Consider the following 25161-nt stretch of genomic DNA (forward strand, 5'->3'; position numbering starts at 1 on the left):
TTTATGTATAAGGATATGCAATGAAAAAAGCAGCATTAATTGGCCTAAGTTTGTTGGCATTTGGCGCCAATGCATCTGATGCTCCTCGAGATTTTTACGTAGGTCTAAACTTACTTCCTACCGGTACAATTGACATTGACGCACTGAGTCAAGATCTTGATTTAGGGGCGTCGTTCGCTTTCGGTAAGCGCTTCGATTTAGATGGCGGTTGGCTTATCGACGGCGAAATCGAATACCTATATATGGGAAGCAACACGATGAGTAATAATGGTCTTAGCATGGAAACAACTGGTTCAGGCTTGTCGTTAAATGTAAAACCTACTTACAAGTTTTCAGATAGTGGCTTGTACCTAGCTGGATTGGTCGGTGTAGGCTCATATAGCGTAGAACTTGAAGTTAGAGACTATCAAGGCTCTAATAAAGCTGAAGATGATGGATTCGGTTTTACCTACGGTCTTGAAGCGGGTTACGATGCAAACAGATTCGGTTTGGCGCTAGGCTATAAAAATGTTGCTGCAGATATAGATAGTCTATCAGTTGATTACTCTAGCTTTTACTTTGGCGCTAAATACAAGTTCTAGGCTTGGGCTTAGCTTAAAATATTTAGCTAAATAAAAAACCAGCGCCAAGCGCTGGTTTTTTAGTTTAAGGATGATGGTTGCTTATGCGGCTTTGGTCACTTCAAAGCGCTCTACCAGTTGATGTAGGCGAATAATCGAGTTTTTAACCAAGGTCGTTCGGCGAGTTAGTTGCTGTGATGATAGCTCTAAGGAAGAGGTCGTCACTTGAGCCTGCTCGGCAGTTTCGCTATGCCGCTCGCTGTTTCCGGCAATCAGGTTAATGGTGTTAAACATGCTTTCCACTGCGTGTTGCAGTTCTTCGCTACGTTGGCCGGAATCGAGTAGGGCAGAGCTTTGGTCAACATTTTTAACGCCTTGCTCCATGTAGTCCACTGCGGTCTCGGTTTGTGAACGCAGCTTACCCATGGTGTTACCAATGTGGTTGGCCGCTTCCGATGTTCTTGTGGCAAGGTGCCTTACTTCATCGGCGACCACCGAAAAACCTCTGCCGTGTTCACCTGCGCGGGCTGCTTCAATGGCGGCGTTTAAGGCCAGTAGATTGGTTTGTTCTGTAATACCCGTAATCAGTTTAACAATGTCTTCAATCTGCTTCATTTCGTTGTTTACGTGGTTAACACTTTTGGCTGACGCCTCAACTATTCGTTTGATCTCTTGGGTATTTTCTACTGCATGTTGGTATTCAGTTTCGGCGCTTTCAACCATATTGCTCATTACTTGTTGAAGGTTTTCTGCTGATTGAGTGGCTTTGATAATTTCGCCTTGTTGGTGTTGAGCGAGATTAAGCAATGAATCGATAGAGTTTGATGTTTGCTGGGTGCAGTTATCTACCGCTCCACAGCGGCGGAGCATTGAGCTACTTACTTGTTTTACTTCATTTGAAGCATAGATAATACCACCTACTACGCCTTCTAGATTATCAATAAAGCTATTGATCCAGCGGCCTAGGTCGCCGGTTTCATCGGGTCGAAACCTGCTGGCATCTAAGCGGCGTTTTAAATCGCCATCACCTTCGGCAATGGTTTGAATGACACCACTCATTTTCTCTAAACGCTTGGCTAAAGGTGCTGCAACAATTTGCTTAAACGCTAGCCAGCTAAGGGCTGAAAACAGCAACAGTAAACCGGCCAGTTGATTCACGCTTAAGCTGAATTGATTGGCGATAACTAGCGGCGGCACAATGCTAAACAGAGAGCTAAGCAAGTATTTATTACTTAACTTGTGGCTGAGTGAGCGATGACGATAGACTTCTTCCAAATCGGCTTCACACATCATGCCCCACACATCGGGTGAACCGCGTAGTTGGAAGGTTATGCCTTTACCTACCACGGGGATGTGGCGGTAATCAGAATAACCGGGGTAATCAATGAATAAATTGCTGCCATTCTTGATGGTTTCACGCACACCGGGATGTAGGTCTTTAGTGGCGGGATCGGTAAAACGGATCTCAAACTCAGTATGCTTAGCCACTTTTACTGTCCCCCAATCGGTACTTACGCCCGATTTAAGGTTTTCGCCGTGAGAAAAGGTGTTGTCTTCAAATCGGGAGCGCGATAAAGCGATGCCTGGCTTTATAGAGCGGTCGAAGTTTGCATCAACCATAAAGATGTAGTTATCGCCAGATTCGCTATAAATATGTCCGGCTTCACGTTGAATCAAGTCACCTAACACATCATTAGGTACCCGTCCGCATAAGCAACCGGCAATTTGGCCATTCACCTCTAGGGGTTGGTAAAACATTAAGGTGACTTGGTCATGAAATTTTGAGCTAGATGCGCCAGGAGCAAGTGTGCGTGGATCTTGATAAGGTCCGTGCAGAAATTGTTTTGCTATACCTTGCTCTAGGGCTTGTTTACTGGCGGCTATTTGTCCAGTGTGAGGTTGGAAGCTGCTAGCGGTAACTTTACCCTGTAGGTCTACGATAAATAGCTCCGAAAAATCGTTGTTTCGGCTTAGCAGCTGAGACAATACTTCGGGCTGTTGTGCTAGCGGTTTGGTGGCCAAATAAAACATGGCGTCTTGTAAGAAGTCCCATTGAGTATTTGCCCAACTATGCAGCAGTTTTACCCGCGTGCTAGAAATGCTCTCAAAGGTTTGCTTTAGCTGTTCTTTACGTTCTCTATTTAGCCAACATGCTTTACGCATGGCCAGTTTTCCGGTCTGTCCAAATATGGGCAACCAGTGTTTTTCTTGTGATGTTAAATGCATTGAGCCTAAGTCCATTTATATTATTTTTGCATGGTTAAGCAAAAAATATGCCTTTGCATCCATTTGGGGCTCGTTAGTGGTGATAGTGGGGTTGATAGATTTTCATGTGATACTTTTAATATACACTTCGAACTGTTTTGGTGCCTTTGTTTTATCGTGGTGCAATAAATGAGGCTTCGGTTAATGCTCGCACGCTAATTTATCAGTATGCAAAAGCTAAAGAGTTTTAAGAGTGTGACGTGTATAGGCATTTATACTCGGCTGATTTAACAGTATTTTGATATATTGGTTTACCAATTTTATTGTGTGTACTTATTATGACCGCACTGACTGTTTTAGGCCTGATTGCTGCCGCTTGCACTACTTTTTCTTTCGTGCCACAAGTATTGCAGATTATTAAAACCAAAAATGTTTCAGGTATTTCCTTGTCGATGTATAGCATTCTAACTACAGGTGTGGGTTTATGGATGTTATACGGTTTCTTGATTCAAGATTTGGCTGTGTTTGTAGCTAATGTTATTACTTTCATTCTGGCTTCTTGGGTGCTTATTTTGACTATTATTCAACGTGTTAGAGCAACTAAAAACCAATCAAAGCGCTAGTCTGCTATTGCTTTCGCAATGCCGACGGTGAGGCTGACTACACTTAAAAGGTTTTAGGTCGTTTACCGTGGCGAGTGAGTTACAGGCTTTAAGCATGCAAATAGCATGAAGGGGAGTAAGTGAGAGCGTGGATAGCGAGTGTTTTAGTTTGTCTTAGCCTACACTCTATGGCTGAAACAGAAGTAAGCATTATTGGTGATATAGGTACTATCAGCAACTACCAACAGCTGTTGGAACTGAAAGGTGGTGATCCTGCAAACATCACCGATTACCGTTCTGCTGTTTCTGATCGAGCAACAGTGAGCTTATTGTTGATGGTGCAAGCGCTGAGTTTAAGTTCGTTAGACCATTCATTAGTATTTACCTATTCCCCTAACACAGGCCGTAGTCTTCGCGAAGTAAAAAAGGGAAGTGTGGCCGTTTATCAATCTGATATTTGGGAGAGTGAGTTTGATACAAGCACTTATAAGTCGCGGGCAGTTATTGCTAAAAATACCTTTGAGAAAGGCTTTTATGTAAAACAAGGTTCGGCCTTACTTGAGCAAGATCTAAAGATTGAGCAGCTTCTGGACTCGCAGGTGGCACTTGGTAAAACCTGGTATCAGGATATTGCGCAACTTGAGCAAATTGGTTTTACTAAAATTAAGAAGCTTAATCGGAATCAGTCATTGTTTGGTTTGTTGAGTAAAGAGCGAATTAGCATTGCCTTTCTAGAGTTTCCTAATAATTCTGAGTTAGCCATTTATGATCAATATGGCGTGTTTTTACCTATCCCCAACTACAAGGTTAGTTTTACTCAAAGCCGTCATTTTATGGTGTCGAAGCAACATCCTAGCGGCAAAAAGATTGCCGAAGCCATTGATCAAGGCTTAGACATTTTGTTTAGTATGGGTTTGGTACAAAAAGCCCTAGAGCAATCGGGAGTTGCACAAAAGCGGGTGAAAAACTGGCAAGCGCTTACTCAAACAGGGGAATAGCGCTGCTTGTTGACAGCGCCATAAAAGAGCGATTAGAAACAGGTTTTACTGTAAGAGGTAAAGCGAGGGTTATCACCGCTTACATAGGCGCAGCCATTTTTAACATCGAATACCATCGCCTCTACGGTAACAAAGTCTTTACCCTGATATTTAGAGAGGTTAATCGGCTTTTTGTTAAACAACCACTGCATAGATTCAACACTGAGCTCAGGAGAGTAATCTAAGAAAGAGAAGACGGCTTGCTCACGAGCGAAGGTATTAAAGAAAGCTTGATTCGCTTGAAAGCTACCCATGTTGTCTAGCATGGTTTGTTTAAACTGCTCGGTATGATTAGCATGGCCGATACCACGTTCATTACCGCTAAGCAGTTCCATACCGTCGGCATGGATACGAATAGCGGCGTGGTTACCTTGGTCATCAGCTAGAGTGAAATTAAGCGGCGTAATGCTAGTGTACCCTTCAATGGTTGTAATAAAATCTTGAATAGATTTAGCGCCAGTAGCAGCGGCAAATATTGCATCGGTAGAGACTAAGTTACTGCGACCTAAACCATCTTCGCCTGCGGTTACCCCTAAGAAATTAATCACAATGCCTACATGTTTGCCCATGCCTTGAAAGTGAGCACCATCGGTAGGTAAAAACATCACGTCATCCGTTTTTACTATGGTGGTATTCGCGCTTAACGCCGCTATAGCTAAATCGTTAGTTTGGCCAACGATACCATTGTTAAACGCTACTGTGGTGCAGCCATTCATGTCTTTGACCGCTTGCTGTTGTTGCATCGATTTAATGATTTTTTGGTTCACCGCCCAATCGGTCATGCTGGCTTCAGCAAATAGTTGTTCTACTGGTACGCCTCGGATAACGGCTTGTTGCTCCATCATTGCGGTGTACTCAGGGGCTATTTTTCGGTTGTTTTCTACCGCAACTTTAAAGCTATTTACGATATGTTGAGGCGCTTGCTCTCGCGGTTGTGTCGCTAAGTAAACCGCCAGTTGTTGGTTCGATTTCCCGGTGAAGTCTGCCACCTCAACAGTAGGCTGTGCAGTTGTTCGCTGAGCATTAAAGTAAGGTAAATCGTCGCCCGGTTTGTTAGCCGCTAAAGCAAGGTTAGCAGCCGACATGAGCAATATTGCTGCGCTTGCTTTTAGTGTATATGAAGGTAGATATTTCATTGTGTTTGCCTCAGTTAGTTCGGTCTGATTTGTTAACTTAGGCTTAGCTTAACAAAGCCTTTTTCTATATATTGGAAGAGTGACAAGGCAATATTACGGATTATGGAATGCCAAATTTAGACAGTGAAGGCTACGAGTTTTTTGGTTTAAAAGACGCTGAAATAAGAGGTATGTTGATTGAGCGAATCGAGTTTTTAATGGCCAATTTGTCATGGTCGAAAAAAACCTTGGCCGATAAGGCCGGTTTACCCACGAGCTCTGTATATACCAAGCTAGACAGAGAAAGCACTGGCCAGCTAACGTTTTTAGATATGTGTGCAATAGCAAAAGCGATGGATATCAGTGTGATACAGCTTTTACCCCTAACTGCCGCCGAGCGCTTGGCGGGTGGCAAACCGCCAGCAAAAGCGTCTATGTTGAAAATGTGGGATGTATTGCTTTCGCGCAGCGCCGAAGAACTGGAAGTGATTTATCAAATAGACAAATTGTTACATGCTAAAAAAAGCTGAGGCTCAGCAGCTGTTTGTGTTTGGTGGATACAAACGACTCCCCCAGTAAAACAGCATGTGGCGCTATTCTGCGCAGCAAAAGGCTAGGCAGCAAAACCTGGGTGAGTAAATAGATTTAGTTTGTTGAACATTGCGGTTAAATGCTTATTTGTTTCAAACTGAATACCCACTCGCAAGGTATTAGAGGCGCTATGCTGTTGGCTCTTGATTTGACCATTTAACACAATTGGCTTTTCTGGGGTTAGTGGAAAGCGCAAAATGAGTTGTACAAACACCATACTTAAGCGATGTTGGTTTGCAGGTGCGGCCACCTCAATTCGACAGCCTCCTTCAGATAAATCTAAGACCACGCCTTCAAGCTGCTGTGTAATATCTTCGGGCAAGGTATTGGTGTCTTGTTGCTCGCTCACAAGTACCGGTAGGTGAGTGCTAATGCGGCTATTGCTGCGTAAGCTAAAAAACTCGATTTGCTGTGGATATTGAACAAACAGCAAAATCTGAGGCTTTTTATTTAAAGTAATTACCTGGGTTTTGAACGCTACACATACCCCTACGTCGCCTTCAGCCATCATTCTTACCACACAGCTTTTACCTTCAAAAACACGCTGCATATTTTCTGCATACACTTGCTGGGGGATAGAAAAGGCAAAATAGCCACCCTCTTGGTAACCCACCAGTTTAGCTTTTATTCGTTGACTGTCGCCTGCAGATAGCTGTATGTCTACCATGGTACCCGGACGAAATTTAGTCAGGGTATTTACAATGGTCGCTCTGTCATTGGTGGTTTGTCGTTTACTCAAGGTGTGTTCCCCTCAAATGAAAGTGATGTGTGTTGCTTTGAGTTGGCTCCGCCTCTTTATAGAGTATTTCTTCAGCCATAAGCTCAACATCTAAGGCGAGCACACTGGCAAAAAAAGTAATGATAAGCGCAATGCGTTTACGGTTCATGCGAGCAACAGGTGATTAAGATAGGCGATAATTTTACAAGGCTCTCAAGCAAAAATTGATTTTTTGCGAATAGAGAGTGGTGCGATTTAAGTCACTAGGCGATATTCGGTACTTAGGTGATATTTACTACAGTGTCGAATTCAGCAGATTTCGATTTTATGTAGTCGAAGTAATGGCCTTGCTGTGCAGCGCTAGTGGTAACGCTTATTGGCGAAAAGAGCTTTGCGAATCAACAAAGTCAGCAACAATGAGCAGAAGAGGCTCATTGTTGCTGTTTAAGGACTCGCTAAATTGCTGAGTTAGCTTGTGTTATTGACAGGATGACTTGGTGATTTCAGCCGAGCCTAGATCATTCCCCTTATTTTGCCACGCATTAAGGCTACCGTTGCTTAAGTTTTGCCACTGAAAGCGAGAATCAGCGCTATAGGTATTATTAGTCCATGTAGTGGTAAATACAGCCCCGTCTTCACCATTTGACTGGGCACTACCGCTTAAGCCGTTAGAGATTAACTGGTTATTTCTTACTATTACATCAACCGTTTTATAGGCTCTGCTATCACGGTAGGCCGCGTTTACACTATGTATGCGTTCTGGATCGCGTTCGTTTGATTGATCGATTAACGCAATACCGCGATTGTTTCCTTGTAAGCAGTTTCCTTCAATCACAATGTCTCGAGCGGTGCCTACACTAATGCCGCCTCCCCATATCCAGCCTCGGGTATCACCAAATCCATTCCCGATAACGGTATTGTTGCGAATAACTGCGTCGTAGCTAATTTCATAGAAAATGCCGATGCCTACATTGTTAGCAACGTAGTTATCTTCAATAAGGGCGTTGGTACAGGTAATGTCGCACCACAACCCAAGCCCTAGATTGTCTACAACGTTAACGCCACGAATGATCACATCGTCTGCAGTAACAATTTTTGCCCCACCGCTGTGCCAGTTTAACTTGTAGCTCTCATTTACCGCAGAGAGGTTAGTATTGTTACGTGACAGTTCTCCGCCAATCATATGAATGGTTTTACCTGAGCCACCTAAACCTAGTGCAGCGTTATCTGTAGATTTAACATCGTTTAAGTAGGTGCCAGATCCAGCGTAAATACCGTCGCCAAAATTGTGGTGCACGTGAACGTTAGTTAGATGGGTATTGGTTGGTGAACCAAATATTTCTAACCAGCCATGGGTAGATAAATTGATGGCACCGTTGTAAGCACCAGGGCGATAATTTTTAACCCTTAAGTTCTTAACGGTGACATTTGATACTTCATTTCCTCTGCCAATAGTGATGGCTTTTTCAGTTATATGCTCACCATCTAACACGGTTCCTCCAGAATGCGCACCTGCGCCAATTAAGGTATCTCCTGTTTTAGGTTTGATTGACTGTTGAGTAAATCGACCTGCGGCTAAACAATAGGTTGTTCCGGCTGGGTTGGCATTGATCACCGATTGAATGCTAACGCCTGGGTCAATATTTACACCTTTTTCACAGGCGTGCGAAGTATCACTGGTGTTCACAACAAAGTTGTCGAATACAATATCGCCGTTAATGGATGGTGGCTTACCATTGGCGTTTAAATGGATTTGAACTGAAGATACTTGGCTTAAATCAAACTCTTCGTCATTAAGAATGTCTCGCTGAGCATCTACTTCGAAACGATTTAGTTTATCTGCAGTAAAGAGAGAAGCGCTGAGAGTTTTGTTCACTCGGCGTGTTCTGTTTTGATTATCGGTTAAGGCCATAGTAACGGTCATTTGTCCGTTGTTGATATAGCTTGTTGCTAGCTGTATATCTACAGACAGGCTTGCAGATCTTAAATCCTCTTGATTGGAAAGAGCACTTAAAGTGATGGTGTTTTCTGAGTTAGACCATTCTGGTTGAAGGGTAAATTTTCCTTGAGCAACGTTTTTATTGACCAGCGAAGAAGATCCCGTTTTTACCGACAGTAATGCGAGGTCGCTAGCATCGGAAAAATCAAAAAAGATTGGCATGCTGCCATCAAATACCATGTTAGGCTGATTGACTTCTGGGGCTTCTAAATCAGGTGCGCCTTGGTCGGGATTACCTTCATCAGGGTTACCTTCATCGGGATTACCTTGGTCAGGATTACCTTCATCAGGGTTACCTTCATCGGGATTGCCTTGGTCGGGATTACCTTGGTCAGGGTTACCTTCATCGGGATTGCCTTGGTCAGGATTACCAGGGCCCGTATCCTCGTCACCATTCGTTACCTCCACCTCAGAAACATAATAGGTTTCATCTTGATAACTGGTGGCACCAACAACGATTATTTCTATGCTTGAGCCTATAATTCCTTTTGCAGTGATCTGCTTTTTGGTAAATCCGTCAGTATTCTTAGAGAGAGGGATTTGTTCGCCACCATCTACTTTGTAGAATACATTAAGATAATCTGACGCTTCCATCTTAGCAGCATCACTACCTTCAATACTCATCGAGATATCTGCTGATGCAACACCGGAGATGTCTATCACGCCAGATGACCAATTTTTAGTTTCTTGGGAAATACTAAAACCAGGATCACTCCACGGCAGTGATGATTCAGGGGTGGAATCGGCATTGTTTAGTGTAAATTCACTATGGTTAATGTTCCACGCCGAGCCAGTGGCTGTAAGCCTTATTTTGTTGCTCCCCGCAGAAAGGAGCATTGGTTTATTCACCGTAACATAGCGTTGCCAGTCACCGGTTTGTGGAACACTTACCGAGTGCATGTTGACGCCATTTACAGAGACATCGAACTTACCACTATTAGCGATACTGGCTACTCGGTACCCGACGTCATAAGTGCCTGTTTGGGCTACCTTAACGTTGTACTCCAGCCAGTCTCCAGCATCTATCCAGCCAACATTCAATCCCCCTTCGCTTGAAGACTCAGTTTTAACACCAGACATCTGGCTGTATTCTTCGGCCTCTACTTTGCCTGGAATGGGATTGATCTCGCCAATGTCCTCAGCAGCATTAACTAATTTGAATTCGCTGTAGTTAAGATTCCAAGCGGCCCCTGTTGCTGACAACTTTAATGTATGGTTTCCAGCCGAGAGGTAGATTGATTTTGTTACTGTGACATATTTTTGCCAGCCACCTGTTTGTGGAACCGTTACGCTATGTACCTTGGTTCCATTCAACGCTACATCAAACTTCCCTCCGGCTTTTTTATTCGCCACGCGGTATTGCACATTATAAGTACCGGCTTTAACGACGTTAACGTTGTACTCAAGCCAGTCGCCAACTTCCACCCAACCTACATTTAATCCGCCTTCACTTGAAGGTTCGGTTTTTATCCCAGACATTGCGGTGTAGTCTTCGGCTTCTATTTTTGCCGATACCCCTAAGTCCGCTGCGAGTGAACTGCCATCGTTTAGCTCAAATTGTTGAAGTCCTTCCGCTGAACAAACTGGAGACAATACTCCAATGCTTATTAACGCCAGCAACGTTTTTCTAAAGGTCATTTCATTATGTCCCTGAATAGCTGTTAATAGTGAGCGGTAATTGCTTGCTAAGACGTTAGCCACGCCCCTCCAAATGCCTACTCAAAGTAAAAGTGGTTTGCTGTTATTAGATTTTATGCGGGCAGCACCATAGCATCTCGTAAACAAAGGCCAAGTAATAATAATGTTTATCATTGCCTTGTATAAAATATCGTACATTTAATATTTAAAAGTGTGATCGTAAATAACAAACTAGTTATTATATTGTATGGTTATTAATGGTAGATCTTGAAAACATCTATTTGCAGCAAGAATGATTTTTTAGTTGGTATATTTGGCGCGCTAGGGAATAACTATTTTTATTACCTAGCTGAAAGTGAATTTAATTACTTAGTGACACATTTAGCCAGAACATTCCGCTTAATCTAAATGACGTTGATAGCTGATGGTGGCGTTAAGTACTTCGCCGCTAGCTTAAGCAGTTAGAAGGGGGCAAATTTTGCCGTATGCGCATGCTCTAGTTTGTGTTTGAAGGTTTGAGGAGACCAGCACAGAGCAGGGTAGAAGCGCTAGTCAATGACAAGGAGATGCTCACTCAGCCTATGTGGTCAAGAGAGATAAATATGGATGGAGGTTGTTCTACTGGAAAGCTTGACCATCATAGTTACTTGTTTAACGCTGATTAATTACTCATGATTTTATTCACTTAGTGTCGAGTTATCATTTCGTTAATTACTGTTATTTTTAAAGGGTGATTAATTATATTGTTGTTATTTGATTTTAATTCTTTTGTTTTTGGCTTTATTTTTAAAACTTAATTCTATATTTTATAACTCGATTTCTTTAGTCGTGGCTTTTGTGATCTGTCGCTTATTGGCAACGCTTTAATAGTTTATACGTTTTGCCGTAACATTTAAAAGAATATGGAAATAGTGATATGCAAATAGTTAAAGGGATATTAACTCCGGTGCTTGTGATGTGTATAACCATTACTGGTTGTGGAGGTAGTGACGGGCAGCAGGCAAGAGAAAAAAATGCAAACCAAGCTCCCAGTATTACGCTTATCGGACCATCGTCTACATCCATTTCACTCGCGGAATCTTACTCAGAGCAAGGCGCTTTTGGCTTAGACCCTGAAGACGGCGATATTTCGGCAGATATAGTGATCGACAGTCGTCAAGTTATCGAGGGTAAAGTAGGCAGCTATAAGGTCTATTATAACCTTAAAGACTCCTCAGACTTACCCGCAGCAGAAGTACTTAGAACAGTTAATGTGATTAACGCTACCCCGCAAAATAGTCGTCCAACGATTGCTTTAACTGGGCCAGCCAATATGACGTTATTGCTTGGTGATAATTATATTGAGCAAGGCGCTATAGGAGCAGACAGAGAAGACGGCGACATTTCTAACGAGGTTATGATTAATGCCGACAACCTTAACTTAAGTACAGTGGGTGTTTACCAAGTTCGCTATAACCTTTTTGATTCTATGGGCTTAGCTGCTAGCGAAGTTATTCGAACAATCAATGTTGTTGCGGAACAAGCTAATCAAACACCAGTCATCTCGTTAGTGGGCTTAAGTGCAATTTCACTTAGCCAAAATACGGCTTACCAAGAACTAGGTGCTACCGGGCTTGATCAAGAAGATGGTGATATTTCCTCAGATATTGTTATCGATAGTACAGCCCTCAATACCGATGAGATTGGCACTTATATTGTTCGCTATGATCTTCAGGATTCTCAAGGCCTAAAGGCTGCAACTGTTATTCGTTCGGTTACCGTCACGGATTCAAATATAAACGTGGGCCAAGGTTACGCGTGTAATCTTGCGGTTTATGATTATTGCGAGGATAAGCAGCTTTCGGTCAGTGTGGCACCTGTTAACCTGAATGATGGTAATAAAACGGCGGAATTTAACTGGGGGCTATCGTCAAATGGTGCTGCTGTAAAAATGGGGAGATTTGTTAATGGTGATTACTGGGTAGCCCCGGCTAATGGCGAATCGAGCGTTACGATTACCAGTATGGCAGGAAGTGGCAATATTAGTGCTGATGCTGATCCTGTATTGGAATCTCTTGGCTTATTAAACGGCTCTCGTGATTACGGTAATTATTCTGCCAGCGAAAACATTGCTCTATCATTACCTGTTTCTTATAACCGTATTACTTCTATTGTTGCTGTTATTCAACGTAACGAAAGCGAGTCTTCACCTTGTGGAACGGGTGCCATAGAAGGAGAGTGTGCTGATGCTTATCAAGTGCTAACGATACTCGATGCTCCGCCTGCAGATTTTGGTAAAGACTCTTTACGTCCACCGATTAGTGGAACAGATAAAGCCATTACATCGATGAGTGCCTTTGATTTTTCTCGTTTACCAGCCCGCTCAGAATTAGTTGGCGCAACAAGTGCTGATTTTGAGTCCGTGCGTAGGCGCTGGAGTCATCACATCGGTATATTTGGTTTGTTGGATGAGAATCAGCGTTTCTACTCCGAAGGTGGCCGAGCTTTTCGCGCCCATATTCTTGTTGATGACTATTCTGCGGGGGTTGCTCAAACTTATAACAGCGCGCTGATGACGATGTTTTCAGACGACAATCTCTTTAGCGAAAAGCGCAGTGCCTTGGCTGCTATGCTGACTTACGGCTTAGATTATTACGCGGCTATGCATGGTGAAGGCGAGCCGACACGCTATTATGGCTCTGGTGCGGGTCAGCATTTAGGGCACTTTTTACCTGCTGTGTTTGCCTCTTCCTTGTTGATTGATTCAAGCAAAGCAACGGTGCTTAGCGGCACATCGCGCAAGATATCTGACTCAGCTAACTTAGGTCCTCATGAACTAGACCAAGTAAACACTATTGGCGAGGTTCCTGTGTGGGGAGACCAAAAATCGCGTGGTGCTAGAGAGTATTGGCAAAATGTATTTGACGGCCAATGCTATAACGGTGCGGCGGGAACCTGTTCTTCACGTTTTGGTAGCAAAGCTCAGCGTGACCCCTATGGATATATCGATGGTTCTGCTTCGTTACCTGGTTATTCATATATGGGCATAACATTAGGTGTGCAACGCGGCATGGTGGCGGCAATGTGTGTAATGCCAGCACTGTCAGACATTATTAATTACGATCCACTTATTGAGTTTGTTGACCGAATTGATTCTGTTGGGGTTCATACTTCGCCAGATTCATGTGCTCCGCCAGATCCTAGAGAAGGCGCAGGGTGTAAACCGTATAATGCTCGTGGCTCAGATCCCGCAGGTTGGTTGGGGCAATCTGGTTGTGACTACTACACCGTGACTTGGGGACCTGATCCACAAAACCCTAAGCAGTGTATTGCTAACAATATTTCTCCGAATAGTGGGCAAACGGGTCGATTTAGCGCGTTACACGGTGCCGTTGTTGGGCGTGTATACACCAGCAAGCAAGTTGAGGATAACTGGTTAGCACTAAGAGGAAACAGCAGCACTTGTCGAGCTAATTAAGCTGAAAACTAAAGCCTGAAAAGTGGCGAGGTCAGCGGTGTTGTGTGATTCCACTTAAACAAAAAAGCCATCGTTAATCTGGCTGCAGCGTTCGTGGGAAAAACGTAACAAGAACGTTAGTGGAAGGGACTTAGAAATAGGCGAAGAATATTCGCCTATTTGTGTACTTTTTTGGGATTAAAGGTTTAGGTTGTCTTGAGTCTTTAGCAAAGGATCATCGATAGAGTCACCTGCCACTGGAATATAAGTTAAGCCGGTAGCAAGCTCCACTAAGGCTTTGCCTTCTGTGGTGAGGTATTGGATGTATTCAATCATTACTTCGTTGTCTACAAATCCACTGTTTACCGTAGCACTTTGTGCGCGTTCGGAGAATATGCTGTAACCATCGCGGCCTGCTGCAATATAAGCATTGGTGGCAATGCGATAAACGGTTTCATCTTCTATGTTAGCGCAGTTGCCTGCCTCAACACCACCAGGGCACACTTGTAATGATTCCAAGCGCTTGCCTTCAGCAGCGGTACCGTTATACGTAAACTGCAGATTGGCGAAGGTAGGAAAGGCTCCCGATGAGGTGGTTCTGGCGTAATCAATAGCCGTTTCGAGTAAATCTTTTACATCGAGGCCTTTAAGTTCAACCACCGCGAGTTGGTTGCTAAAATACAGTAAGCTACCCATTATGTATCCTGCAGTAACGCCGCTGTTGCCTTGTTCCACAATGATATGATCACGTACTCCACCGGTATTGGTAATTGCCATATCTACCTTATAACCCGCGTTATTAAGTTTCCAAACCATTGATGTAGCAACGTGAACGCCTGCTTCTGAGCCGGTTCCAGCCAAAGAGGCTCCACCACGGTTTTTACCCGGTATACGTACGTGGTCGAGTTGCTGAGTATCTACGGGGTCGTTAGCATCGTTAATTGTGCCAATTACTTGTCCTTGGAAGGCAGCAACTTGGGGCAAATAATCAGTATCGATGATGGCTCGCATTGTTAAATCTTCAGTTGTCACCGCAATGTTGTTTTGTTTGCTCACGAAGTTTTCGGTTGCGGTTTGGTCTTCACTGCTTAAAGCAATTCGACCGGCGTCTTCAACATATTCATGTAAGAAATCACTGCCAATAAGCAGAGTATTGCGGCCTTCACAGTTTATCACTTCGCCATTGGCGCTAAACGATACTGTGACTTGTCCAACGGCTTGTGCATATTCACCAGCTTGAACCACACAGGTTTTGCTTTGTCCGTCAGGGTTGGTAATGAGCTCGGCGTAATCAGTATTGGCATCACCATTACCTAAACCAAGGTTAGAAAAATCGCCCAGTAAAGTATGAGAGTGGCCGCCAACGATGAGATCTACGCCATTAACGTTATTAGCCACACGCAAGTCACGATCTAAGCCGATGTGACTGACCATGATAATGTTATTAACTCCGTCTGCGTGCAGGGCGTCAACAGTGGCTTGAGCAGAGCTTACTTCAGACTCAAATGTAAGGAGCTCTCCCGGCGAAGATATGGTGGGCATGTCTTCTAATACTAAGCCAAATATGCCTACTCGTACGCCGTTAAATTCTTTAACTACATAAGGTTGCAGATTAGTTTGGTTGGCCAAGCTTGGGTCGGCACTAACATCCATGTTGGCAGCAAGCACTGGAAAATTAACATCCTCTAAAAATGCGATTAAGGCGTCGTTTCCTAAGTCAAACTCATGGTTACCTACCGCCATTGCGTCAAGCCCCATTTGACTCAGCAAGCGGGCATTACCTTCGCCTTTTAACAGGTTGAAATACAAAGAACCTTGAAAAGCATCGCCGCCATGCAGAGCCAAGAACGGCATCCCCGATTCAGCGGCAGCCGCTCGCGCTGCCTTTAACTGAGTGGCTAAACGTGGGTAACCCCCAACGCTGGTTCTAACATCAAAATTGCTACTCTCTGTCGATAAGTCTGCATTTACAAAATCGAGGGAACGGGGATCAAAATTAGAGTGGGTATCGTTGATATGAGCAATGGTGAGTTGAAATGGCTCAGCCTGGATATTGTTGTCATTATCACATGCACTAAGTGCCAAAATAGCCGCAGCGGCTAAAGACAGTTTGGTTTTAATCAGCATAAAATTCCTTTTAGATTTCCGTCGAAATGTTAATAAACGTTTATTGGGAAACCTATTTAGGCTGGTATGACCTTAGGATAGTGTGAGCAGCATCATGCCAAGTAAACTCTATATAATAAAAATGTCACATACTTACCAAGATTGTTGTTTTCTAAATTGAGTGAAGGAAATAACAAGCGAAGATAAAGGGTGAGTAAAGCAGCTCGGTAGTGACCTACCGAGCGTATTACGGGGGAGTTAGCAGTTATCTGCCTCTACGGCTTCGTATAAACGTTCTAAAAAGTCTGGTGCGGCGCTTTGTACACGGTTCCAGCTTGGAATAAACGGTGTCGCCGACGGATTCTCCAAGAAGGTTTCACCGGCTACAGTAATGGCTTTGGCAAACAGTTCAACAGCGTCTTCTTCGGCGTGGCGGTCTAAGGTTAAGCCGTTAATTAAGGCGTCGCTGTGGTAGTTATCGATAAAGTCCAAGGCCATTCTATAGTAGGTGGCTTTTAGTGAACGCAATTTACCGGGGCTAAAAGTATGGCCCTGGGTGGCCAGTTTACGAATGACAGCTTTACTGATATCGGTGGCCATTTTAGCCAAACCAGCATCAAGGTTATCTAAACTTAAGTCTTGATGTTTATGGTCGTAAACATCGGCAATATCTACCTGACAAATACGGTTAGTAGAATGGTTGCGGTAAATCTCTGATAACACACCAATTTCTAAGCCCCAATCTGACGGGATCCGCAAGTCATTAAGTACGTCTGACTGCATCGAAAACTCGCCTGCTAAGGAGTAACGGAAGCTATCTAAATACTCTAGGTAATCGTCGTAGCCTTCAATTTTCTTCAAGGCTTTAAGCAGTGGAGTCACTAACAGGCGAGCTACTCGGCCGTTTAACTTGCCATCGGCATGGCGGGCATAAAAGCCTTTACAGAATTCGTAGTTAAACAAGGGATTAGCAACGGGGTACATTAAGCGCGCTAGCATGCTGCGGTCGTAGGTTGTAATGTCGCAATCATGTAGGCCAATGGCTTTACTTTTGCCTGAGGCAAGCGCATACCCAAAACAGTACCACACGTTGCGGCCTTTACCGGCTTCTTTGGGGGCAAGGTTATGCTCGGCCAATTGGGCATCAAGGGCGCGTAAGCGTGGGCCGTCATTCCATAAAATACGAACATGTTGTGGCAGCCCTGAGAAGTACTCTTTGGCGTAGGCAAATTGTTCTTCGGTGGCGCAATCTAAACCAATGATGATTTCATTGAGATAAGGTACTTTAGCCAGCTCTTCCACAATAGTGGCTAGCGCTGGGCGCTCCAACTCTGAGAATAAGGAGGGAAGTACCAAACTCATCGGTCTAACTTTTGAGAACGCTATAAGCTCCTGCTCTAACTCTTCGAGTGGGCGATCAGTTAAGTTATGTAAGGTTGTCACAATACCGTTTTGATAGAAATCAGCCATGGTTATGCTCCGTTTATCATGGAATGTAAAATCTGTTGCATCGATTGATGCCAGCCATAAGGGCCCGGGTAGGGCGCTAGGCTTGAATTTGGGTGATTGATCATTAACGCAGATGAGTGCTTTTTAGGGATAACCACCGGCACGTCGGCTTGCTCTAACATGCTGCGGTCGTTGTCACTGTCGCCAAGCGCAATGCTGGTAAATTTGCGTTGGTAATGTTGCTGGTAGGTGCTGGTTAGCCATAACATGGCGTCGGCTTTATCAAACTTGGCTTTTACGTGGTAAAAGCGGCCACCTTTAATCACCGCTAAGTTGTGGGCTTCGAGCTTTTTAATAAATAAGTCGAGTTGTTCGTCGCTGTCGTTCCATAACAAAGGCTCAGAGGCCATCCTTTGTTTGGCTAATTGTGCATCATACTTAGGTAGGCCAGTGTTAAGTTGCACTTCTGCAACATTCATATCGTTAAAACCTTGAAAACGAAAATGGTACTTTTGGCGCAATACACTCAAGTACTGGCAAATGTCAGGGTAACTTGGGCCAAAGGTTTTTATTTTCCAGTGTTGCTTACCTACGTTGAGTGGACTTAGCTCTTCGTGATGGATTGGACTGTCTGCTGGAATGCAAACCGCTGAGCCATTCTCAATGGCAAATGGCTGCTGTAAGGACATTTTCTTTTGCAGTTCCAATACTTCCATAAAGGTTTTACTGGTATTGAAAATGACGGGCACTTTAAGCAGTTTTAATTGGTTTAAGCTAGGTAGGGCGGCCTCATAGCTATAACTATCATGATCTAACAAGGTGCCGTCTAAATCGGTAAATACCAAAATGCTGCTGGCGTTAGTGTATAGCTCTGTTGACGATAGTTGCTTAGCGAAATACTGCATGCTGCCCCTAAATGTTAGCCTAATTGCGTTTGTGGTTAACAAAGCACGAGCAATGCCATAACCGTAATTTATTTTCACTAACCTGTATAAAAAACCTTATTATTCATATTGTTAACTATTGATTTAAGCTATGCTGTCGAACCAGTGATAAGACTTGCGTTGAACTTGATTGGTGCAGCGCTAACATTTAATAGTTTCCTTGCACCAAATTGGGTCTGGCTGTATTTACTTAAGTCTTTGATTTACACTTATTGCTGTCATAAATCTGTCATTAATACGTCGCATAATTGCCACAGTTTCTTAGATTGAGATGAATGTGATGCCCAGGAAGATACTTGTTGTAGAAGATGAAGCGCCAATCCGTGAAATGCTGTGTTTTGTATTAGAGCAGCATGGATACGAGCCGATTGAAGCTGCTGACTATGATCAAGCCATAGCAAAACTTACAGAACCCTACCCAGAATTGGCATTGTTAGATTGGATGTTGCCAGGTGGCAGTGGTATTTCAATTATTAAGCACATGCGTCGCCACGACCTAACGCGTCAAATCCCGGTGATTATGCTTACCGCTAAAGGCGAAGAAGAAGACAAAGTTCAAGGCCTTGAAGCGGGTGCAGACGACTACCTAACTAAACCATTTTCACCTAAAGAATTAATGGCGCGTGTAAAAGCGGTTATTCGCCGTATTTCGCCAACCTCTTTAGAAGAAACCATTGAAGTTCAGGGTTTGCGCCTTGATCCGGTATCGCACCGAGTGAGTGTTGAAAATGAACCCTTGGATATGGGGCCAACAGAGTTTAAGCTACTGCACTTCTTTATGACGCATCCTGAGCGTGTATATAGCCGTGAGCAACTGCTAAACAATGTTTGGGGTACTAACGTGTATGTAGAAGATCGGACAGTAGACGTACATATTCGCCGCTTGCGCAAAGCAATTGGCCTACAGGGATATGATCGTTTAATTCAAACTGTACGTGGTTCTGGTTACCGTTTTTCAACTAGGGTGAAGTAACGACGAATGTTTGTGCCTTTCTCATGGCAACGCGTAATATGGCGAGTAGCGTTAGTTTATTCGCCTTTATTCGTTTTAGGTATGTTTACCGGCTATACCTTAGAAATGTGTTTGTTGGCGGCGGTCATCCATATTGTTTGGATGTATAACCAACAACATAAGTTGCTAGATTGGCTATATAACCAGCGTAAGTTATCTCCACCTCATGGTTCTGGCAGTTGGGAACCAGTATTTCATGGCATATATAATATGCTTAAGCGCCGGCTTGGCCGAGAGCGTGAACTTGCCCAGTTAATGAAGTACTTCCGCTTAGGTGCCGAGGCCTTGCCCGATGCCATTGTGGTGATTAATCAAGACGGCGCAATTTTGTGGTGTAACCAATTAGCGCAAGGCATGTTGGGCCTAAAGTGGCCAGCCGATGCCGGACAACACTTAACCAACCTCGTTCGAACCCCTAGTTTTGTTAACTACTTACGAAAAGGTCGTTTCGACCAACCCTTAGAAATTATTAGCCCAGTACAAAGCAATGTATGGTTAGAGTTTCGCGCCATGCCTTACAGCCAACAACAATTGCTATTGGTCATTCGCGATGTTAGCCAGCTACGTAAATTAGAAAAAATGCGCAAACGTTTTGTATCTAACGTAAGCCACGAATTACGTACACCACTCACGGTGATGCGCGGCTATTTGGAAATGCTAGATCAAGATGACGTTGACCCAATGATTTGGGGCAAAGCGCGCAATACCATGCTTGATCAAAGTAGTCGCATGGAAAATCTGGTTAACCAACTACTTACCTTGGCTCGAATTGAATCGGCGTCGGTTGAAGACAATCAAGAGACTATCGATTTTTCAGCGATGGTTGGTAATCTCGAAGCCGAAGTGACAGGTCTTGCCAAAGACAAGCAGCATAGCTTTAGCTTTAATATTGATTCTGATATTCATATTAAAGGCGACCGCGAGCAGCTACGCAGTGCTTGTGGCAATTTGTTGGGGAATGCAATTAAGTACTGTGGTGAGCCTGGGAAGATTGAAGTTAGCCTTACGTTGATTCCACTTGGTGCTTTGTTTGCTGTAAAAGATTCAGGCCCCGGCATAGCCCCCAAACACCTGCAAAGATTAACCGAACGTTTCTATCGTGTAGATAAAGCGCGTTCGCGCGATACTGGCGGTGCAGGCTTGGGTTTATCGATTGTTAAACACGCGCTTCAGCATCACGACAGTGAACTAAAAATAAAAAGTAGTGTGACAAAAGGCAGCACGTTTAGCTTTATTATCCCGCGAAAATTGTTTATTTCAGAGGATTAAATACTCTTCTTTCTTGGACGCAATGCGTAGCTTCACAGCTTTAAGTGATGACCATTTTTTTTAGGCAATTGAGCTTATACTAAAATATAAGTTTGATTTTTATGGTTATTATCTTGACGTTATTCTCGCTTTTTCGACCTTACTTCATGTTGCTATTGAGCCTTTTCTGTCTTGGGTTGATGCCTTTTACCGCGAATGCCGCAGATGATGAGGTGGCGTTGACTGAAAGTAGTGACCTACTGCAATTTCCTTTCTATATCCAAGAGCCTTTTGTTGGCGACTTGCCCGAAATAAAAGAGCGCAAAATTGTTCGCGCGCTGGTGACCTATGGTAAATCTGATTTTCATTTAGCAAACGGCCGCCCCTTAGGCATACAAATCGAACTGCTTAATCTTTACGAGAAATTTCTAAATCAAGGCATTCGCCGAGACGTAAACAAAACCAAAGTTAAAATAGTGCCCGTTCACTTTGATCAGTTAATCCCTGCCTTGGAAGCTGGCCGTGGTGATATCGTGGCGGCATTTTTAACTGCAACGCCAGAGCGGAAAAAACAGTTGAGCTTTGCCTTGGGCAATGCAGATAACATTAGCGAAGTACTGGTCAGCCATAAAGACGCTCCCGAGGTAAACAGTTGGCAAGACTTATCTGGCAAGAAAATCTATGTAATGCATGGCAGTAGTTATGCCGAACACCTTGAAGCGCTTAATTTCACCTTGAAGCTGCGGGGTGTTAAACCGATTAAAGTGATTGAAGCTGATGGCAACCTGCTGTCTGAAGATGTGCTGGAAATGGTTAACGCAGGGGTTATGCGGTATACGGTAATTGATGATTACAAAGCACGTTTGTGGGAAAAAGTATTTAAAGATATCCGCATAGACAACCATTTAAAAACCAGTCAAGGACAAAGCTTAGGTTGGGCGGTACGAAATTCTAACCCTAAGCTACAAGCAAACTTACAAGAGTTTGTGAATACTCAAGTGAAGCAGGGCAGTTTACTGGGAAATACTTTGCTTAATCGCTATTTTGACCACACCGCTTGGATTAGCCGGCTTGCCAATTCGGAAGACCGAAATCGCTTTAATCGTTATGTGCCTTTCTTTAAAAAATACGCTAATGAATACGAATTTGATTATTTGGCGGTGGTCGCGCAGGGCTATCAAGAGTCGGGTTTAGATAATAGTAAGGTGAGCCACCGTGGCGCGCGCGGAATTATGCAGCTGCTACCGTCAACCGCTAAAGAAATGGGCTACAACGATTTAGCTGATCCAGAACAAAATATAGCCGCCGGTATTAAATACCTAGCGTGGCTTCGAGAGCATTATATTAATGAAGACGATATAGAAGAGAGTGAGCGAATGGCGCTGATTTGGGCTGCCTATAATGCCGGCCCAACCAAAATGAACCAAATGCGCCGCTTAGCTAAGGAAATGAATTTAGACCCCAATGCTTGGTTTGGAAATGTAGAAATTGCAGCTGGGCGTATTATTGGCAAGGAAACGGTGCGGTATGTCTCTAATGTATACAAATACTACATTGCGTATACCTTAGCCTTGGAGCTAGAGAACCAGCGCGAAGATGAGTAGAGAGAATTCTCCAATCTGCTTTACTAAATAACCCAATCCCACAAAAGGCCCAAAGATAGGGCGATAATAAACGAGCTTAAAGGCTCGTTTTTTTTTGCTTAGCTCACAACATAGATAATTCAATAAGTGTGCTAATTGCTAAACTAAATATCTAAAGTTAGTATTGTAATACAATAGTGAGTTTTTAGGATAACCCTCAAGCATGAAGCTTTACGTAACCCCCTTAGCGCTAGCCATCTGTTTACCTCTTGTCGGCTGTGGAGGCTCTTCAGAAGTGGGAGGAGGCAACACCACACCAAGTGTTCCTGATGAACCGACTGTACCAGAAGAGCCGGGCGAGCCGGTAGATCCTAGTTGCAGTGCGCCTAAAGATTTGATCTTTAAGCTTGCCAGTGACGATGGCGCCCATAAAGTGGGCTTTGGACCTGAGAATGCGATAGACGGCAGTATCGACAGTGACTCACGTTGGTCTTCAGAAGGTATCGGTAAACAGATTACTTTTAGCCTGAGCAGCCCTTCTATTCTTAATAGCCTGAGCCTTTATTGGCTAAACAATACAGAGCGTTCAACGTATTACGATGTGGCTATCTCAACTGATAATGTCACCTGGCAAGATGTGGTTACTGGTGGCAACTCTGACAACGCTACAGGCACTCCAGAGTTTATAGACACCAGTGATACCTTGCATCAAGATATTCAATACTTGCGAGTTACTGGTAATGGAAACTCAGAAAGCAATTGGAACAGTTTGATTGAAATTACCGCTTTGGGCTGTAATGACGAAGAGGTGACAGAGCCAGTTGAAGACCTTAACCCTTCGTTGCCACCATCGGCTAACTTTGATCTCCAAGATTGGTACCTAAGTATTCCTACAGATACGGATAACTCGGGTACTGCTGATTCGATTAAAGAATCAGAGCTCAACAACGGCTATGAAAACAACGAGTACTTTTATACTGGCGCAGATGGAGGCATGGTATTTAAAAGCCCGATTTACGGTTATAAAACCTCGGCCAATACTACCTATGTACGTACTGAATTGCGTGAAATGTTGCGACGTGGCAATACCAGCATTAAGACCCAAGGCGTAAATAAAAACAACTGGGTGTTTTCTAGCGCGCCGTCCAGTGCGCAAACTGCCGCGGGTGGGGTAAATGGTGAACTGTTTGCCACTTTGGCGGTGAACCACGTTACCACCACTGGTGATGCTTATCAGATCGGTCGAGTGATTATTGGACAGATCCACGCCAATGACGACGAACCCATTAGACTTTATTACCGAAAATTACCTAATAACCAAAATGGTGCGATTTACTTTGCACATGAATCACGTAATGCATCGAGTGACGATTGGGTAGAGATGATAGGAAGCCGCAGTGACAGTGCCAGTAACCCTGCAGACGGTATCGCACTAGATGAGAAGTTCAGTTACCGAATTAAAGTAGTTGCAAATATGCTTTATGTAACAATTTATCGTGAGGGCAAAGATCAAGTAACGGCGAGCTACAACATGAGTAGCAGCAGCTATGATGATGCCGACCAATACATGTACTTTAAAGCTGGTGTATATAATCAAAATAAATCGGGTGATGATGATGATTATGTTCAAGCTACATTTTACGTATTGAACAATAGTCACGACGGTTACAACCCTTAATAATTAAGCCCGGTAGCCTAACTACCGGGCTTGATTCGCTAAATACCAAAAAAGTGCCATTATTTTCTATTGAATAGTGATTATAAATCAACGGGTTAAATCAAAAGCTTTTAAAGAAAGACAGTTTTTTTACGAAAAAAAGAGGCTGACATATAACTGTCACACATTAGAAATATAATTGTCATCGAATTCACCAATACTACATGACGAAAATAACTCAACGCGTCATTTATGGAGATAAAGATGACATTTAAAAAATTGCTTAGTGCAGTAGCTATTTCTGCTTCATTGGTAACAACTACCGTACTTGCAGCTGGCCTGGATGCCACTCTACCGGAATACAAAAAGACCACCGGTATTTCTGGTAACCTTTCTTCTGTAGGTTCTGATACTTTAGCTAACATGATGACTTTGTGGGCTGAAGAATTCAAACGTGAATACCCTAACGTAAACGTTCAAATTCAAGCTGCTGGTTCTTCTACTGCTCCTCCAGCACTCACTGAAGGTACTTCTCAGTTCGGCCCAATGAGCCGTCAGATGAAGAGCAAAGAAGTTGAAGCCTTCGAAAAACGTTTTGGCTACAAGCCTACTCCAGTTCGCGTAGCAATTGACGCATTGGCAGTATTTGTACATAAAGATAACCCAATTGAAGGTTTAAACCTGGCTCAAGTTGACGCCATCTTCTCTTCTACACTTAAGTGTGGCGAGAATGGCGTTGCCGACCGCTGGGGTCAAATTGGCCTAGACGGTTCGTGGGCTGATAAAGACATTCAATTGTTCGGTCGTAACTCAGTATCTGGTACTTACGGTTACTTCAAGAAGAAAGCATTGTGTAAAGGTGACTTTAAGAACACTGTAAACGAGCAACCTGGTTCTGCTTCAGTGGTTCAATCAGTGTCTTCTTCGTTGAACGCAATCGGTTACTCAGGTATCGGTTACAAAACCTCTGGTGTTAAAGCCGTTGCTCTTGCTAAGAAAGGTAACGACTACATTGAAGCTAGCCTAGATAACGCTGCTACGGGTAAATACCCACTTTCTCGCTTCTTATACGTTTACGTTAACAAGCACCCTAACAAGCCTTTAGCACCTATGGACCGTGAGTTCCTAAAAATGATTCTGTCTAAAACAGGTCAAACTATTGTTGCTAAAGACGGCTACGTACCACTACCTTCAAAAGTGGTTATGGCTGACTTAGAAAAATTAGGCATCTCTCTATAATTTGAGACTCGCTTAATATACA

17 protein-coding genes are annotated in these 25161 nt (G+C 43.6%); 10 read left to right on the plus strand and 7 right to left on the minus strand.

The window, feature by feature from the left end; translation table 11 throughout:
- Positions 1 to 20 precede the first annotated feature (20 nt).
- Positions 21 to 581, plus strand: coding sequence for an outer membrane beta-barrel protein (locus Q4592_RS14025; RefSeq protein ID WP_303514138.1), 561 nt, complete (start codon positions 21 to 23; stop codon positions 579 to 581).
- An 81-nt stretch (positions 582 to 662) separates the two neighbouring features.
- Here the strand turns inward: Q4592_RS14025 and Q4592_RS14030 are convergent, their stop codons facing one another.
- Entirely contained in the window at positions 663 to 2786 is a 2124-nt protein-coding gene (locus Q4592_RS14030; RefSeq protein ID WP_303514141.1) for a methyl-accepting chemotaxis protein, read from the minus strand.
- 317 nt (positions 2787 to 3103) lie between these two features.
- Between Q4592_RS14030 and Q4592_RS14035 the strand changes: the two genes are divergently transcribed.
- Both Q4592_RS14035 and Q4592_RS14040 read left to right on the plus strand, forming a co-directional pair.
- Positions 3104 to 3388, plus strand: a complete 285-nt coding sequence (locus Q4592_RS14035; protein WP_303514144.1) for a SemiSWEET transporter — start codon at positions 3104 to 3106, stop codon at positions 3386 to 3388.
- A 119-nt stretch (positions 3389 to 3507) separates the two neighbouring features.
- The gene (locus Q4592_RS14040) at positions 3508 to 4365 is read left to right on the plus strand and encodes a hypothetical protein (protein ID WP_303514147.1); all 858 of its coding nucleotides are present in this window, start codon (positions 3508 to 3510) and stop codon (positions 4363 to 4365) included.
- Between the two features lie 32 nt (positions 4366 to 4397).
- On the opposite strand, the gene Q4592_RS14045 is transcribed toward Q4592_RS14040, so the two are convergent.
- Positions 4398 to 5540 carry a hypothetical protein gene (locus Q4592_RS14045; protein ID WP_303514150.1) on the minus strand — a complete coding sequence of 381 codons (1143 nt, stop codon included), beginning with the start codon at positions 5538 to 5540 and terminating at the stop codon, positions 4398 to 4400.
- A gap of 107 nt (positions 5541 to 5647) precedes the next feature.
- On the opposite strand from Q4592_RS14045, the gene Q4592_RS14050 reads away from it, so the two are divergent.
- Positions 5648 to 6049: an XRE family transcriptional regulator gene (locus Q4592_RS14050; protein ID WP_303514153.1), complete on the plus strand. Its 402-nt coding sequence runs from the start codon at positions 5648 to 5650 to the stop codon at positions 6047 to 6049.
- An 83-nt stretch (positions 6050 to 6132) separates the two neighbouring features.
- Here the strand turns inward: Q4592_RS14050 and Q4592_RS14055 are convergent, their stop codons facing one another.
- The gene (locus tag Q4592_RS14055; RefSeq protein ID WP_303514155.1) at positions 6133 to 6849 is read right to left on the minus strand and encodes a flagellar brake protein; all 717 of its coding nucleotides are present in this window, start codon (positions 6847 to 6849) and stop codon (positions 6133 to 6135) included.
- Between the two features lie 457 nt (positions 6850 to 7306).
- On the minus strand, positions 7307 to 10465 hold the full coding sequence (locus Q4592_RS14060; RefSeq protein WP_303514157.1) for a carbohydrate-binding protein: 3159 nt from the start codon (positions 10463 to 10465) through the stop codon (positions 7307 to 7309).
- Between the two features lie 916 nt (positions 10466 to 11381).
- Between Q4592_RS14060 and Q4592_RS14065 the strand changes: the two genes are divergently transcribed.
- Positions 11382 to 13922, plus strand: a complete 2541-nt coding sequence (locus Q4592_RS14065) for an immunoglobulin-like domain-containing protein (RefSeq protein ID WP_303514160.1) — start codon at positions 11382 to 11384, stop codon at positions 13920 to 13922.
- 177 nt (positions 13923 to 14099) lie between these two features.
- Here the strand turns inward: Q4592_RS14065 and Q4592_RS14070 are convergent, their stop codons facing one another.
- The 3 genes from Q4592_RS14070 to Q4592_RS14080 all read right to left on the minus strand — a co-directional run bounded on the left by Q4592_RS14070 (position 14100) and on the right by Q4592_RS14080 (position 18361).
- On the minus strand, positions 14100 to 16028 hold the full coding sequence (locus Q4592_RS14070) for a bifunctional UDP-sugar hydrolase/5'-nucleotidase (RefSeq protein WP_303514165.1): 1929 nt from the start codon (positions 16026 to 16028) through the stop codon (positions 14100 to 14102).
- A gap of 237 nt (positions 16029 to 16265) precedes the next feature.
- A complete protein-coding gene (locus Q4592_RS14075) occupies positions 16266 to 17477 on the minus strand; it encodes a glycosyl transferase (protein ID WP_137671461.1) in 1212 nt (403 codons plus the stop codon).
- A 2-nt stretch (positions 17478 to 17479) separates the two neighbouring features.
- Complete coding sequence (locus Q4592_RS14080; RefSeq protein WP_303514169.1) at positions 17480 to 18361, minus strand: mannosyl-3-phosphoglycerate phosphatase; 882 nt, start codon at positions 18359 to 18361, stop codon at positions 17480 to 17482.
- Between the two features lie 319 nt (positions 18362 to 18680).
- Between Q4592_RS14080 and phoB the strand changes: the two genes are divergently transcribed.
- From phoB to Q4592_RS14105, 5 genes are all read left to right on the plus strand, one after another.
- Complete coding sequence (gene phoB / locus Q4592_RS14085; protein WP_137671459.1) at positions 18681 to 19373, plus strand: phosphate regulon transcriptional regulator PhoB; 693 nt, start codon at positions 18681 to 18683, stop codon at positions 19371 to 19373.
- Positions 19374 to 19379: 6 nt separating this feature from the next.
- Positions 19380 to 20681: a phosphate regulon sensor histidine kinase PhoR gene (phoR, locus tag Q4592_RS14090; RefSeq protein WP_303514171.1), complete on the plus strand. Its 1302-nt coding sequence runs from the start codon at positions 19380 to 19382 to the stop codon at positions 20679 to 20681.
- Positions 20682 to 20860: 179 nt separating this feature from the next.
- A complete protein-coding gene (locus Q4592_RS14095) occupies positions 20861 to 22264 on the plus strand; it encodes a transporter substrate-binding domain-containing protein (protein ID WP_303514173.1) in 1404 nt (467 codons plus the stop codon).
- A gap of 202 nt (positions 22265 to 22466) precedes the next feature.
- Positions 22467 to 23921, plus strand: a complete 1455-nt coding sequence (locus Q4592_RS14100) for a polysaccharide lyase family 7 protein (RefSeq protein WP_303514174.1) — start codon at positions 22467 to 22469, stop codon at positions 23919 to 23921.
- 243 nt (positions 23922 to 24164) lie between these two features.
- Entirely contained in the window at positions 24165 to 25139 is a 975-nt protein-coding gene (locus Q4592_RS14105; RefSeq protein ID WP_137671455.1) for a PstS family phosphate ABC transporter substrate-binding protein, read from the plus strand.
- Positions 25140 to 25161 lie beyond the last annotated feature (22 nt).

The sequence above is a fragment of the Agarivorans sp. 1_MG-2023 genome (genome assembly GCF_030548385.1).
GTDB lineage: Bacteria > Pseudomonadota > Gammaproteobacteria > Enterobacterales > Celerinatantimonadaceae > Agarivorans.